This window comes from Burkholderia sp. MR1-5-21, from assembly GCF_053427715.1.
On sequence record NZ_JBSAXD010000001.1, the window covers coordinates 191,173 to 205,592 of the forward strand.

Annotated in this window: 10 protein-coding genes; all 10 read left to right on the top strand. The window is 69.5% G+C overall.

Annotation, left to right across the window (positions count from 1 at the left end):
• The first annotated feature begins 81 nt into the window (after positions 1-81).
• From ACV229_RS00795 to tssI, 10 genes are read left to right on the top strand one after another with little or no spacing between them, the layout of a single operon-like run.
• Positions 82-2,094 (top strand): protein kinase domain-containing protein, encoded by a 2,013-nt coding sequence (locus ACV229_RS00795; protein ID WP_448081207.1) that lies wholly within the window; start codon positions 82-84, stop codon positions 2,092-2,094.
• 42 nt (positions 2,095-2,136) lie between these two features.
• On the top strand, positions 2,137-3,195 hold the full coding sequence (gene tssA / locus ACV229_RS00800; RefSeq protein ID WP_448081208.1) for a type VI secretion system protein TssA: 1,059 nt from the start codon (positions 2,137-2,139) through the stop codon (positions 3,193-3,195).
• A gap of 50 nt (positions 3,196-3,245) precedes the next feature.
• Positions 3,246-3,824, top strand: coding sequence for a type VI secretion system contractile sheath small subunit (tssB, locus tag ACV229_RS00805; RefSeq protein WP_448081209.1), 579 nt, complete (start codon positions 3,246-3,248; stop codon positions 3,822-3,824).
• Positions 3,817-5,325 carry a type VI secretion system contractile sheath large subunit gene (gene tssC / locus ACV229_RS00810; protein ID WP_448081210.1) on the top strand — a complete coding sequence of 503 codons (1,509 nt, stop codon included), beginning with the start codon at positions 3,817-3,819 and terminating at the stop codon, positions 5,323-5,325. Before tssB ends, tssC begins: the two co-directional genes overlap by 8 nt.
• Before the next feature lie 34 nt (positions 5,326-5,359).
• A complete protein-coding gene (locus ACV229_RS00815; RefSeq protein ID WP_448081211.1) occupies positions 5,360-5,851 on the top strand; it encodes an Hcp family type VI secretion system effector in 492 nt (163 codons plus the stop codon).
• Between the two features lie 18 nt (positions 5,852-5,869).
• Positions 5,870-6,418 (top strand): type VI secretion system baseplate subunit TssE, encoded by a 549-nt coding sequence (gene tssE / locus ACV229_RS00820; RefSeq protein WP_448081212.1) that lies wholly within the window; start codon positions 5,870-5,872, stop codon positions 6,416-6,418.
• Between the two features lie 4 nt (positions 6,419-6,422).
• Positions 6,423-8,294: a type VI secretion system baseplate subunit TssF gene (gene tssF, locus ACV229_RS00825; RefSeq protein ID WP_448081213.1), complete on the top strand. Its 1,872-nt coding sequence runs from the start codon at positions 6,423-6,425 to the stop codon at positions 8,292-8,294.
• Entirely contained in the window at positions 8,291-9,448 is a 1,158-nt protein-coding gene (gene tssG, locus ACV229_RS00830) for a type VI secretion system baseplate subunit TssG (RefSeq protein ID WP_448081214.1), read from the top strand. The genes tssF and tssG overlap by 4 nt, the downstream gene beginning before the upstream one ends.
• A gap of 12 nt (positions 9,449-9,460) precedes the next feature.
• Positions 9,461-12,205 carry a type VI secretion system ATPase TssH gene (gene tssH / locus ACV229_RS00835; RefSeq protein ID WP_448081215.1) on the top strand — a complete coding sequence of 915 codons (2,745 nt, stop codon included), beginning with the start codon at positions 9,461-9,463 and terminating at the stop codon, positions 12,203-12,205.
• Positions 12,202-14,406, top strand: a complete 2,205-nt coding sequence (gene tssI / locus ACV229_RS00840; protein WP_448081216.1) for a type VI secretion system tip protein TssI/VgrG — start codon at positions 12,202-12,204, stop codon at positions 14,404-14,406. The genes tssH and tssI overlap by 4 nt, the downstream gene beginning before the upstream one ends.
• Positions 14,407-14,420 lie beyond the last annotated feature (14 nt).

Sequence of the window (14,420 nt, forward strand, 5' to 3'; positions counted from 1 at the left end):
TGCCGCGCGCCGGCACGCAACGCACCGGGACGCGCCATGCGGGCGCGCGTCGGCCGCAGCAAGCGGTAACGAGAGGTGGACATGAAGGACACGGTTTCGAAAGACAACGAGCAGGAGACGGCAACCCGCGGCAGCGCGGCCGAGGTCGCGGTGCGGCCGCTGCCGCTCGGGCATCGGCTTGGCGAGCTGCAGCTCGACGAGGTGCTGGGCGTCGGCGGTTTCGGGATCGTTTATCGCGCGTTCGACCGCACGCTGCGCCGCGCGGTGGCGATCAAGGAATACATGCCGTCGATGCTCGCGACGCGCGGCGGCGACTACACGGTGTCGCTGCGCTCCGAGCGGTTCGCGCAGGCGTTCGACGCGGGACGCGGCGCGTTCCTCAACGAGGCGCGGCTGCTCGCGCAGTTCGATCACCCCGGGCTCGTGAAGGTGCTGCACTTCTGGGAAAGCCACGGCACCGCGTACATGGTGATGCCGTTCTACGAAGGGCGCACGCTCAAGCAGTTGCTCGACAGCGGCGTGCAGATGGGCGAGACGCAATTGCGCCACGTCGTCGGTGCGCTGCTCGGCGCACTCGACACGCTGCATCGCGCGCAGTGCTTCCATCGCGACATCGCGCTCGACAACGTGCTGATCCGTCCCGATGGCAACGCGATCCTGCTCGACTTCGGCGCGGCGCGCAAACGGATCGGCGATCTCGTCGACGACGGCGCGATGATGATCAAGCCCGGCTACGCGCCGATCGAGCAGTACACCGACGACCCCGCGTTCAGCCAGGGGCCGTGGACCGACCTGTACGCGCTCGGCGCGGTGATGCACGCGATGATCACCGGCGAGCTGCCGCCCGCGGCGGTGGTGCGCAGCATCCAGGACACGTACCGGCCGCTCGCGACGCGCGAACTGGCCGTGCGCGAGCTGTACAGCCCGGCGCTGCTCGCGGCGGTCGATCATGCGCTGCAGGTGCGGATCGGGGATCGGCCCGACTCGGTCGCCGCGTTCGCGGCGGAACTCGGGCTGCGTGAGCCGGAGCGGCACGGATTCGGCGCGACGCCGGCGAGCGCGCGGCAAGGGGCGGGCGAGGAGGGCGCGAAGGCGGTGGAGGGCGGGCCGGCGCAGCAACCGCAGCCGGCATCGAACACGCCCGACGAACATCAAGCCGCCGCGAATGCCGCGCCGGCCACCGCGCCTGATGCAGCGGGAGCGGGCGCCGCATATCGAAACGAAGTGAGGAACGAGGCAAGAGGCGCTTCGGCGACGGCGGCCGCAGCGTCGCCCGCCGCCTACGCCGCGTCAACGGACTCGCGGGCGAGCATCATCCGGCGCCTGCCGGGCGACCGCCGTACCCGCCTCTACGTCGGCGGCGCGCTTGCGCTGTTGCTCGTGATCGGCATTGGCACCGCGTATCTTTTGAAGCCCGCGCAGCTGGCGGACACGCAAGCATCGGGCGCGAGCCTGCCGGTGGCGGCCGTGCCGTCGCCGGAGCCCGGCAGCAATCCGGCCGCGGCGCTCGCGCAGCAGGGCCCGACGTCCGCGCTTGCTCAGCCGCAAATGCCAGTGGAGTCGTCCGTGCAAGCGTCCGCACCTGTCGTCGCTGCGGTGCCGGCCAGCGAGCCCGTCGTGTCGCCTCCACCGCCCATCGCGACGAACGATGCCGGCACTGCATCGCCGTCGGCCGCGCCCGGTTCGCGCCTCGCGCCGGCCGGGAGTCTCGATGCGTCGGAGCACGTCGTCAGTGTGCCGCCGGCCGACAACGGCGCACCGACAGCCGCCGCGCCTGCCGCAGCGACCCCAGCCGCCACGACTGCCACGACCGCGGCGACCAATATGGTGACCACCGCGATGACCCCCGCACCGACCGCCTTTGCGCCCGAGCCGCCGCCGGAAACCATCGCGGTGCGCTTCCACGTGCGCCCGTGGGGCGATATCTACGTGAGCGGCGTGCGGCGCGGCGCGAGCCCGCCGCTGCGCTCGGTGTCGCTGTCGCCGGGCACGTACCAGATCGAGATCCGCAACGGCACGCTGCCGCCGTTGCGGCGCACCGTGAAGATCGAACCAGGCAGCAAGCCCATCAGCATCGACTATGCCTTCGAATGACGCCGGCCGGCCGCCGCGCCGCCTTCAGCCACGGGAACGTTCATGCCGCACGCAGACCTGATCGAACGATTGCTTGCCCGCGTCGCTCCCGACGCGCCGTGCGGCGCGAATCTCGAGTACGACGCGGATTTCCTGCTGCTGCGGGAACGCGCGACGCCGCGCGCCGAACAGCAGTACGGCGACACCGTGATCCCGGCCGAAGCGCCGGACTGGGCGGCCGTCGGGCAGCGCGCGCTCGCGCTGGCCGAGCGGACGAAGGATCTGCGCGTCGCCGCGCACCTGGCGCGGAGCTGGACCGAACTGCGCGGCCTGCCCGGTCATGCGGACGGGCTGGCACTTGTCGCAGGGCTGCTCGAGCGCTGGTGGGACGACGTGCATCCGCGCCTCGACGCCGACGGCGACATGGAGCCGGGCCCGCGCATCAACGCGCTGGCCGAGATCGCGGGCGCGCACGACTGCGCACGTGCGGCGCGGCGCCAGCCGCTGCTCGACGGCGGTCCGAGCGTGCGCGACGCAGAGCGCATCCTCGACGGCCGCGACGACGCCGCGACGCGCTATCCGGGCGGCCGCGATCGGCTGATCGCCGATCTGGCGCACGCGCGCGACACGGGGCAGCCGCCGCTTCGCGCGGCGCTTGCCGTGCTCGACGCGCTCGATGCGATCCGTGCGCAGGTCAGCACAAAGCTCGGCGCCGAATGGGCGCCCGAGACCAGCGACTTCGAGAAGGCGCTGCGGCGGATCGTGCACGACACGTTGCCGCCTGCAGCACTGCACGCGAACGCCGACGCGGACGGCGCGCCGGCAACGGCCGCGTTCGCGGCAACGGCAGCCGACTCCGCGACACCCGGTGCCGCACCGGCAGCGACGCTGCCTGACGGCCGTGCGTGGCGCGACGCCGAGGTGACGAGCCGCGACGACGTGCGGATCGGCCTCGAGAAATTCTGCCGCTACTTCGAGCAGCACGAGCCGAGCCATCCCGCGCCACTGCTGATGCGGCGCGCGCAGCGGCTGCTCGCGCTCGATTTCTACGAAATCATGCGGGACCTCGCGCCCGAGAGCCTGCCGAAGCTGGATCTGTTGAGCGGCGAACGGAGCGAATGACGCGAATGGCGCGGACATGAACAGCGCAACCTGACGTAAAGGAGCAGACGATGACGGACAGAACCAAGGCAGCAGGCAGCGGACAGAAATTCATCGCGCGCAACCGGGCGCCGCGCGTGCAGATCGAGTACGACGTCGAGACCTACGGCGCCGAACGCAAGGTGCAGCTGCCGTTCGTGATGGGCGTGATGGCGGATCTCGCCGGCAGGCGTGCGGAGCCGCTGCCGGATCTGGCGGACCGCAAGTTCCTCGAGATCGACGTCGACAACTTCGACGAACGGATGAAGTCGGTCGCGCCGCGCGTCGCGTTCCAGGTGCCGAACACGCTGACGGGCGACGGGATGCTCAGCGTCGACATGACGTTCGAGCGGATCGACGATTTCTCGCCGGCGGCGATCGCGCGCAACGTCGACGCGCTGCGCCGGTTGCTGGACGCACGCACGGAACTGTCGAACCTGCTGTCGTACATGGACGGCAAGCACGGCGCCGAGCAGCTGATCGAGCAGGCGATCAACGATCCCGAACTGCTGAAGGCGCTCGTGCGGCAGCCGGCGGCCGAATCTGCGGCGAACGAAGCGCCGGCCGCACCGAATGGCGGCGCCGCCAGCCCGGAGGCCCGCCATGAATGAACGCGCTCACACCCGCGCCGACGCGCGCGACGCTGCGCAGCCGGTCGTTGCCCACAACGAGTTCGCCGCGCTGCTGCAGAAGGAGTTCAAGCCGAAGACCGCCGAAGCGCGCGAATCGGTCGAGCGGGCCGTGCGCACGCTCGCGCAGCAGGCGCTGGAAAACACCGTCGGCATGACGACCGACGCGTACGGCAGCGTCAAGCAGATCATCGCGGAGATCGACCGCAAGCTGACCGAGCAGATCAACCTGATCCTGCATCACGGCGAGTTCCAGACGCTCGAAGGCGCATGGCGCGGGCTGTACTACCTGGTCACGCACACCGAGACCGACGAGTTGCTGAAGATCAAGGCGCTGCCCGTGTCGCGCAACGAGCTCGCGCGCACGCTGAAGCGCTACAAGGGCGTCGCGTGGGACCAGAGCCCGCTGTTCCGCAAGGTCTATGAAGAGGAATACGGGCAGTTCGGCGGCGAGCCGTTCGGCTGCCTCGTTGGCGATTTCCACTTCAACCACAGTCCGCCCGACGTCGAGATGCTCGGCGAGCTGTCGAAGATCGCGGCGGCCGCGCACGCGCCGTTCATCGCGGGTGCGTCGCCGGAGCTGATGCAGATGGACTCGTGGCAGGAGCTGTCGAATCCGCGCGACCTGACGAAGATCTTCCAGAACACCGAATACGCGGCGTGGCGCAGTCTGCGGCAGTCGGACGACTCGCGCTACGTCGGCCTCGCGATGCCGCGCTTCCTCGCGCGTCTGCCGTACGGCGCGCGCACCAACCCGGTCGACGAATTCGACTTCGAGGAAGACACCGAAGCCGCGAGCCACGACCGCTACACATGGGCGAATTCCGCGTATGCGATGGCCGCGAACATCAACCGCTCGTTCAAGCTGTACGGCTGGTGCTCGTCGATTCGCGGCGTCGAATCGGGCGGCGCGGTCGAGGGGCTGCCGTGCCACACGTTCCCGACCGACGACGGCGGTGTCGACCAGAAATGCCCGACCGAGATCGCGATCAGCGACCGCCGCGAGGCCGAGCTCGCGAAGAACGGCTTCATGCCGTTCGTGCACCGGAAGAACTCGGATTTCGCGGCGTTCATCGGCGCGCAGTCGCTGTACCAGCCGGCCGAGTACCACGATCCCGACGCGACCGCGAACGCGCGGCTGTCCGGCCGCCTGCCGTACCTGTTCGCGTGCTGCCGCTTCGCGCATTACCTGAAGTGCATCGTGCGCGACAAGATCGGCTCGTTCCGCGAACGCAGCGACATGGAGCGCTGGCTGAACGACTGGATCATGAACTACGTCGACGGCGACCCGGCGAACTCGTCGCAGGAAACCAAGGCGCGCAAGCCGCTCGCGGCGGCGCAGGTCGTCGTCGACGAGGTCGAGGACAACCCCGGCTACTACGCGTCGAAGTTTTTCCTGCGGCCGCATTACCAGCTCGAAGGGCTCACCGTGTCGTTGCGGCTCATCTCGAAGCTGCCGTCGGCGAAGGCGGTGAACGAATGAGCGTCGGCTCACCTCAACCGGAATGGAGATAGCGATGGGCGTGGCAATGTTTATGAAGGTGGATGGCGTGTCCGGCGAATCGGCGGACGCGCAGCACAAGGGCTGGACCGACATCCAGACGTTCTCGTGGGGCGCGAGCCAGCCGGGCGCGATGGCGAGCGGCAGCGGCGGCAACGCGGGCAAGGCGAGCTTCAACGATCTTGTCGTGGCTGCGTACATGGACAAGGGGACGCCCGCGATCATCAAGTACTGCGCGAACGGCAAGCACCTGCCGACGGTCGAGATCTCGGCGTGCAAGACGGGCGGCTCGCAGGTCGAGTTCATGCGCGTGACGCTGCAGGAAGTGCTCGTCACGTCCGCGCAAGTCGCGGGCGTCGACCCCGGCGACACGGCCGACCGGCTGCTGATGCACTACGGCTTCCAGGCCGCGAAGGTCAAGAAGCAGTACTGGCAGCAGAACGACAACGGCGGCAAGGGTGCCGAGGTGTCGGTCGGCTGGAACATCAAGGAAAACACCGAGATGTGACCGCGCGGAGGCGAACCGATGAGCGATGCGCGAACCCGTGACGACCGGGCGGGCGGCCTGCGCGACCGGCTGCAGCCCGCGCTGCTCGACCGCCTGACCGACGCCGACCCGCAGCGGCGCACGGAGCCGCCGGGCGCGCAGGCGGTCGGCGCCGAGCCGCTGCGCGCGGCGGTGCTGCGCGACCTGGCGTGGCTGCTCAATACGCGCAACGCGGAAGACGGCTTCGTCGACTGGTCGGCGTTCCCGCATGCGCAGGCGTCGGTGCTGAATTACGGGATGCGGCCGCTCGTCGGCAAGCCGATGTCCGGCGTCGAGCGGATGTCGGTCGAGGCGTCGATCCGCGATGCGATCGTCCGTTTCGAGCCGCGCATCGCGCCGGACAGCGTCGACGTGCGCAGCGTGCTCGACGCGCCCGGCGATGCGGTCGGCGAGGGGCGGCACAACGTGCTGATGTTCGAGATCCGCGGCACGCTGTGGTCGGTGCCGTATCCGGTCGAGTTCGTGCTGCGCTCGGATCTCGATCTCGAGACCGGCGCGATGTCGCTGCAATCGGCGGCGGGAGGCTGACGCGATGGATACGCGCCTGCTCGAATACTACAACCGCGAACTCGCATACCTGCGGGAGCTCGGCGGCGAGTTCGCGCAGCAGTTCCCGAAGGTCGCCGCGCGGCTGCGGCTGACCGATTCGGGGCCGCCCGATCCGTACGTCGAGCGGTTGCTCGAAGGCTTCAGCTTCCTCACCGCGCGCGTGCAGCTCAAGATGGATGCGGAGTTTCCGCGTTTCACGCAGGCGCTGCTCGACGCCGTGTATCCGGGCTACGTCGCGCCGCTGCCGTCGATGGCGATCGTGCAGTTCGCGCCGCTGATGAACGAGGGCAGTCTCGCGCAGGGCTGGCGGCTGCCGGCCGGCACCGCGCTGCGCGCGCGGCCGGCGGCGTCCGAGCAGACCGCGTGCGAGTTCCGTACCGCGCACGACCTGACGCTGTGGCCGCTCGAACTGACGAGCGCAGCCGTGACGGGCGCGCCCGCCTACCTGCCGCGCGGCGCTGTCGCGGCGCGGCACGACGTGCGCGGCGCGCTGCGGATCCGGCTGAAGGCGCGCGGCGGCGCGCGCCTCGCCCAGATGCCGGCCGACCGGCTGACGTTCCACCTCGCGGGACCCGAGCGCGACGCGCTGCATCTGCTCGAGCTGGTCGCCGCGCACACGCTCGGCGTCGTCGTGCACGACCCCGGCCAACCGCCGCGCTGGCTGCACACGCTCGCGCCCGACGCGATCGTCCATCAGGGCTTTGACGCCAACCAGGCGCTGCTGCCCGACGACGGGCGCAGCTTCCAGGGCTACCGGCTGCTGCGCGAGTATTTCGCGTTCCCGGCGCGGTTCCTGTTCTTCAGCGTCGACGGCCTGCGGCCGGCGCTCGCGCATGCGAGCGGCGACGAATGCGAGCTGACGCTGCTGTTCGACCGGCACGACGCGGCGCTCGAAGCGGCCGTCGATGCGCGACACCTCGCGCTGAACTGCACGCCGGCCATCAACCTGTTCGCGCGCCGCGCGGACCGGATTCCGGTGCAGCCGGGCGCACGCGAGCATCACGTCGTCGTCGACCGCAGCCGGCCGCTCGACTACGAGGTCTACGCGGTCGAGCGGCTCGCGAGTGAGCAGCGCGACGACGGGCAGGCGCGCGAATTCCGGCCGTTCCATGCGTCATTTGCGGACGACGACGGCAACTTCGGCGCGTATTACACGGTGCGCCGCGAGCCGCGCCTCGTGTCCGCGCAGGCGCGCGCGAACGGCACGCGCACCGGCTACGCAGGCAGCGAGACCTACCTGTCGCTCGTCGACAGCCAGTGCGCGCCGTACGACGCAACGATGCGCTATCTGGCCGTCGACACGCTGTGCACGAACCGCGACCTCGTGCTGCTGCAGCCGCAGGGCGACGCGAACACGTTCACGCTGCGCGTGTCGGCGCCCGTCGAGCGGATCGTTGCGATCCGCGGGCCGACGCGGCCGCGCCCGCCGATCGCCGAGGCGCAGACCGCGTGGCGGCTGATCCGCCATCTCGGACTCGCGCGGCAGACGCTGACCGATCTCGACGACGAAGAGGGCGCGCGCGTGCTGCGCGAGCTGCTCGGCCTGCATGCGGACCCGACCGACGCCGCGATGCGCCGGCAGATCGACGGTGTGCGGCGCGTCGCGTTCGCGCCCGTGTTCCGCCGCCTGCCGGTGGCCGGGCCGCTGATGTTCGGACGCGGCGTGCAGGTCGACGTGACCGTCGACGACCATGCGTTTTCCGGCGACAGCCCGTTCCTGCTCGGCGCGGTGCTCGAGCAGTTTTTTGCGCGCCATGTGTCGATCAACGCGTTCTCCGAATGCGTGCTGACGAGCGCACAGCGCGGCACGCTCGCACACTGGCCGGCGCGCGTCGGCAGGCGGCCCGCGGCATGAAGCGCGACACGCCGCCCACTGCGAACCCGGCGTCCGACGCGGCACGGCGCGACGCGTTCTGGGCGTGCCTGCGTGCGGCGCCGCACGGCTACGACCTGTTCCAGGCGCTGCGCTGGCTCGACGCGCTGTCGCCCGGACACGCGCCGCTCGGCCATGCGGCGCGGCCGCGCGACGAGCCCGTGCGGCTCGGCCAGGCGCCGTCGCTCGCGTTCGCGGCCGCGATGCTGGCCGGCGTGAAGGACGGCGGCGCGCTGCCGCACGTGACGATTCACGGCTTCGGGCTGTTCGGGCCGAACGGGCCGCTGCCCACGCACCTGACCGACTTCGCGTACGAGCGCGCGACGCAGCACGACGACCCGACGTTCGCCGCGTTCGCGGACCTGTTCCATCACCGGCTGATCCTGCTGTTCTACCGTGCGTGGGCCGACGCGCAGCCGACGGTGAGCCTCGACCGGCCGGCGCGCGCACGGTTCGACGGGTATGTCGCGAGCCTGATCGGGCGCACAGCGTCCGCGTCTGCGTCCGGATCCGCTTCGCCTTCCACATCCACATCCACATCCACATCCGCGGACGACCGGCTGTCCGGCCCGGTCGATGCACTTGCGCCGCACGCACGCCTCTTCCACGCCGGACACCTCGTGCGCCACACGCGCAACCCGGAAGGGCTCGCGCAGATCCTGCGGCGGCATTTCGGCGTCGCGGTCCGGATCGTCGAGCACGTGCCGCAGTGGGTGACGATCAAGCGCGCGCAGCGCTGCGCGATCCGTGCAGCGCGGCCGACGCTGCCGCTCGGCGGCGTGGTGCTCGGGATCGCGGTGCGCGATGCGCAGTCGCGCTTCCGGATCGTGCTCGGTCCGCTGTCGCTCGACGCGTACCGGCGGTTCCTGCCGGGCGGCGTGCATGCGCGGCAGCTCGAGCAGTGGGTGCGCGAATACGTCGGCATCGAATTCGACTGGGATGTGCAGCTTGAACTCGCGCACGACGCGGTGCCGACGCTCGCGCTCGGTAGCCCGCACGGGATCGGCCGCGCCGCATGGCTAGGGCAGCGGCTCGAGCCGGGCCCCGCGCGCGATCTCGTGATCCGCTGCGACGCGCGGCGTGCCGGTACGGTCCCGGCGGCCGGCGACGCTGCTTTGCAACGCGAACCTGACTGAACGGAAACCAATATGTCCGATATCGGCCGCGTCACGCTGTTCGGCAAACTGAATCCCTTTCTCTACGAGACGCTGGAGCAGTCGACCGGCTTTTGCCGGCTGCGCGGCAATCCGTACGTCGAGCTCGCGCACTGGCTGAGCCAGATCCTGCGGCGGCCGGACAGCGACCTGCACAGGATCCTGCGCCGCTTCGACATCGACGCCGCGACGGTCGAGCGCGGGCTCGTCGCGGCGCTTGACCGGTTGCCGCGCGGCGCCGGCTCGGTCTCGGACCTGTCGGCTCACATCGACGACGCGGTCGAGCGCGCGTGGGTTTACGCGACGCTGAAGTACGAGGCAACGCAGATCCGCGGCGCGACGCTGCTGCTCGCGATCGTGAAGACGCCGCCACTGTGCAACGTGCTGCATGCGATCACGCGCGAGTTCGAGCGTGTCGTGCCGGACGTGCTGGCCGATGGGCTTGCCCAGATCGTCGATGGTTCGCCCGAGGCGCCGTCGGCAGGCGCGCACGGGACGCCGGGCGATGCACGCACGGCCGCGTCCGCGTCGGCCGACGGTTCCGCGCTTTCGCGCTTCGCGGTCGACCTGACGGCCCGGGCGCGCGCGGGCGAGATCGACCCCGTGGTCGGGCGCGACGGCGAGATCCGGCAGATCGTCGACATCCTGCTGCGGCGCCGGCAGAACAATCCGCTGCTCGTCGGCGAAGCAGGCGTCGGCAAGACGGCTGTCGCCGAGGGCTTCGCGCTGCGGATCGTCGCGGGCGACGTGCCGCCGTCGCTGCGCGACGTTGCGCTGTACCTGCTCGACATCGGGCTGCTGCAGGCCGGCGCGGGCGTGAAGGGCGAGTTCGAGAGCCGCCTGCGCGGCGTGATCGACGAGGTGATGTCGAGCGAGCGGCCGGTGATCCTGTTCATCGACGAAGTGCACACGCTCGTTGGCGCGGGCGGCGCGGCGGGCACCGGCGATGCGGCGAACCTGCTGAAGCCCGCGCTCGCGCGCGGGCTGCTGCGCACGATCGGCGCGACCACGTGGTCGGAATACAAGCAGCACATCGAGAAGGACCCTGCGCTGACGCGGCGCTTCCAGCTCGTGCAGGTGCGCGAGCCCGAGGAGGACGCGGCGCTGACGATGCTGCGCGGGCTCGCCGCCAGACTGGAAGCGCATCACCGCGTGCTCGTGCTCGACGACGCGCTGCAGGCCGCCGTCACGCTGTCGCATCGCTATATCCCGGCACGCCAGTTGCCGGACAAGGCGATCAGCCTGCTCGACACGGCTTGCGCGCGGGTTGCCGTCAGCCAGCATGCGGTGCCTGCGCCGATTGAAGATGCGCGGCGGCGCATCGACAGCCTGCGTGTCGAACGCGAGCGGGTTGCGCGCGAGTGCATGCTCGGCACCGGCGACACGGCGCGGCTTGCTGATATCGACGCGGCGATCGCCGGCGGGCAGGCCGAGCTCGACCGGCTCGATGCGCGCTGGCACACGGAGCGCAACGCGTTCGAGGCCATTGCCGAATCGCGTGCGGCGTTGCTCGACACGCAGGTTGCCGATGTGCGATCGCCGGGGACCGGCGAATCTGCGCGCGCCGACCTGCACGCGAAGCTTGCCGGCGCGCAGGCTGTCGATGCACCGTCGCAGGCGACCGACGCACCGGCGCGCGCCTATCTGCAGGCGAAGCTCGCCGATGCGCAGGCGGCGCTCGCCGCGCTGCAGGGTGAAGCACCGCTCGTGCTGCCGGCAGTCGACACGCATGCGGTCGCGGCTGTCGTCGCGGACTGGACCGGGATCCCGCTCGGCCGGATGGTGCGCGACGAGATGCAGTCGGTGCTGACGCTCGCCGACACGCTCGGCGAACGCGTGATCGGCCAGCGGCACGCGGTCGAGCTGATCGCCGAGCGGATCCAGACCGCCCGCGCGCGGCTCGACGATCCCGCGAAGCCGCACGGCGTGTTCCTGCTGTGCGGGCCGTCCGGCGTCGGCAAGACCGAGACCGCGCTCGCGCTTGCCGACATGCTGTACGGCGGCGAGCACAACGCGATCACGATCAACATGAGCGAATTCCAGGAGGCGCACACCGTGTCGACGCTGAAGGGGGCGCCGCCCGGCTATGTCGGCTACGGACAGGGCGGCGTGCTGACCGAGGCCGTGCGGCGGCGGCCGTACAGCGTCGTGCTGCTCGACGAGATCGAGAAGGCGCATCGCGACGTGCACGAGCTGTTCTTCCAGGTGTTCGACAAGGGCTGGATGGAGGACGGCGAGGGCCGCGACATCGACTTTCGGCATACGGTGATCCTGCTGACGTCGAACGTCGGCTCGGAGCGCGTGATGCAGCTGTGCCGCGATCCGGCGCACCTGCCCGATGCGCAATCGCTCGCCGATGCGCTGCGCGCGCCGCTCCTCGACGTGTTTCCGGCCGCGCTGCTCGGCCGGCTGACCGTCGTTCCCTATTACCCGCTGACCGACGCGACGCTCGCGCGGATCGTTGCGCTGCAGGTGCGGCGCATCGAGCGGCGGATCGAAGCGCATCACGGCATTCGGCTGCATTGCGCGGATTCCGCGACTGCGCTGATCGTCGAGCGTTGCCGGACGATCGAGTCCGGCGGCCGGATGGTCGACGCCATCCTTACGCATACCGTGCTGCCGCGGATCAGCCAGGCGATCCTGCGCGCGACTGTCGAGGGGCATGCGCTGGCGTCGATCGACGTGGGCGCGGCCGACGGCCAGTTCGTTTACCGGTTCGACGAGGAGGAGACGACGTGACCCGCGTGTTCACACTCGACAGCCCGCACGGCGACGACCTGAAATTCCACAGCCTCGACGGCGACGAGGAACTCGGCCGCCTGTTCGAATACCGGATCGAGGCGCTTGCGGACAACTACAGCCTGTCGCTGAAGGACCTGCTCGGCAAACCGGTGACCGTGCGGGTCGAACAGCAGGACGGTACGACGCGCTACCTGAACGGCATCGTCGCGCGCGCGTCGCTCGTCGGGCGACGCGCGGAGCGTCACTATGGTTATCTGCTCGTGGTGCGGCCGTGGCTGTGGCTCGCGACGCGCCGCTCCGACTGCCGGATCTTCCAGAACCGGACCGTGCCGGAAATCGTGCAGGACGTGCTCGCGCCGTATGGTTTTCCGGTCGAGAACCGGTTGACCGAGGCGTATGCGCCGCGCGATTACTGCGTGCAGTACAACGAGACCGATGCGGCGTTCGTGTCGCGACTCATGGAGTTCGAGGGCATCTATTTCTATTTCAGGCACGCGGCGGACAGCCATACGCTCGTGCTGTGCGATGCGATGTCGTCGCATACGGCGCTGCCCGGCTACGAGACGATTCCGTTCATCGCGCGCGACCGCACGGCGATTGCGGACGAGGAGCATATCGACAGTTGGCTGCCAGCGCAGGAGGTGAGCGTCGGCAAGCACCAGACGAACGATTACGACTACACGAAGCCACGCGCGGACCTGTCGACACAGAAAGTCGATCCGCGTGGCCACGATCACGACGGCTTCGAATCGTTCGAATGGCCGGGCGGGTATCGAGACGATGCGCCCGGCGCGCATTACAGCCGCGTGCGGCTCGAGGAACAGCAGGCGGAGCACGAGCGTGCGAGCGCGAGCACGGAAGTGCGCGGGATCGCGCCCGGCTACCTGTTCACGCTCGCGCATTGCCCGCGCGCCGATCAGAACCGCGAATACCTGATCGTGCGGTGCATTTACCGGTTTCAGGAGAACGCGTATGCGAGCGACAGCGGTAACGAGGCCGTCGTGCATGAATCGCAAGTGCTCGTACAGCCGTCGAGCCTGCCGTACCGGTCGCCGCGCGTGACGCCGCGGCCGCGCACGAACGGCCCGCAGACGGCCACCGTCGTCGGCCCGCCGGGCGAGGAGATCTGGACCGACCAGTACGGGCGCATCAAGCTGCAGTTTCGCTGGGACCGGTACGGGCAGAGCAACCAGGATTCGTCATGCTGGGTGCGCGTGTCGAGCCCGTGGGCCGGGGGCGGGTTCGGCGGCGTGCAGATTCCGCGGGTTGGCGATGAGGTGGTGGTCGATTTCCTGAACGGCGATCCCGATCAGCCGATCGTGACGGGGCGTGTGTACAACGGCGAAAAGATGCCGCCGTGGGGGTTGCCGGCGAGTGCGACGCAGAGCGGGCTGTTGTCGAGGTCGTCACCGGGCGGGACGACCGAGCACGCGAATGCGTTTCGGTTCGAGGACAAGAAGGGAGCCGAGCAGCTTTGGATGCATGCGGAGCGGAATTTCGATGCGGAGACGGAGGCTGATCATTCGCTGTCGGTCGGGCATGACCACACGCATTCGGTCGGCAACGACGAGACGATGCAGGTGAAGAACAACCGGCAGAGGAGCGTCGGGCAGAACGAGACGGTGAATATCGGACAGCATCGGGTTGCGCAGATCGGGGGGAATGAGACGCATGGGGTGGTCGGCAACCGGGCGCGCTCGGTTGGGCAGAGCGAAACCGTGACGATTGCCGCCAATCGCGATGCGACCATCGGCGGCGCACACAACGAGACGGTCGCGAAAGGCAAGACGGAAACGATCGGGGAAGGAAAGACACTGAACGTCGGTCAGCTTTATCAAACGACGTCGCAAGACATGAAGACGCTGGTTGCGTCGTCGCACACCGAGGAAATCGGTGCACGTACATCGACGATTGCGAACGCGCATACGCTCACGGTCGGCGGTGAACATACCGTGAGTGTCGGCGCGAACCACACGACGAGCGTGCAGCATCAGGTGCTCGTCAATGCCGGCGATCAGCTTTCGCTCGTCTGCGGGATGTCGAGCATCGTGATGAAGAGCGATGGCACTATCACGATCCAGGGCGTCAATGTCGCATCGACCGGCACGAACACCCACAGCATCAATGGCAAGACGGTGACGTCGTCGGCGACGGGCGAGCACACGGTCGAAGGGACCGTTTTGAAACTGAATCCGTGACGGAGGTCCGCACG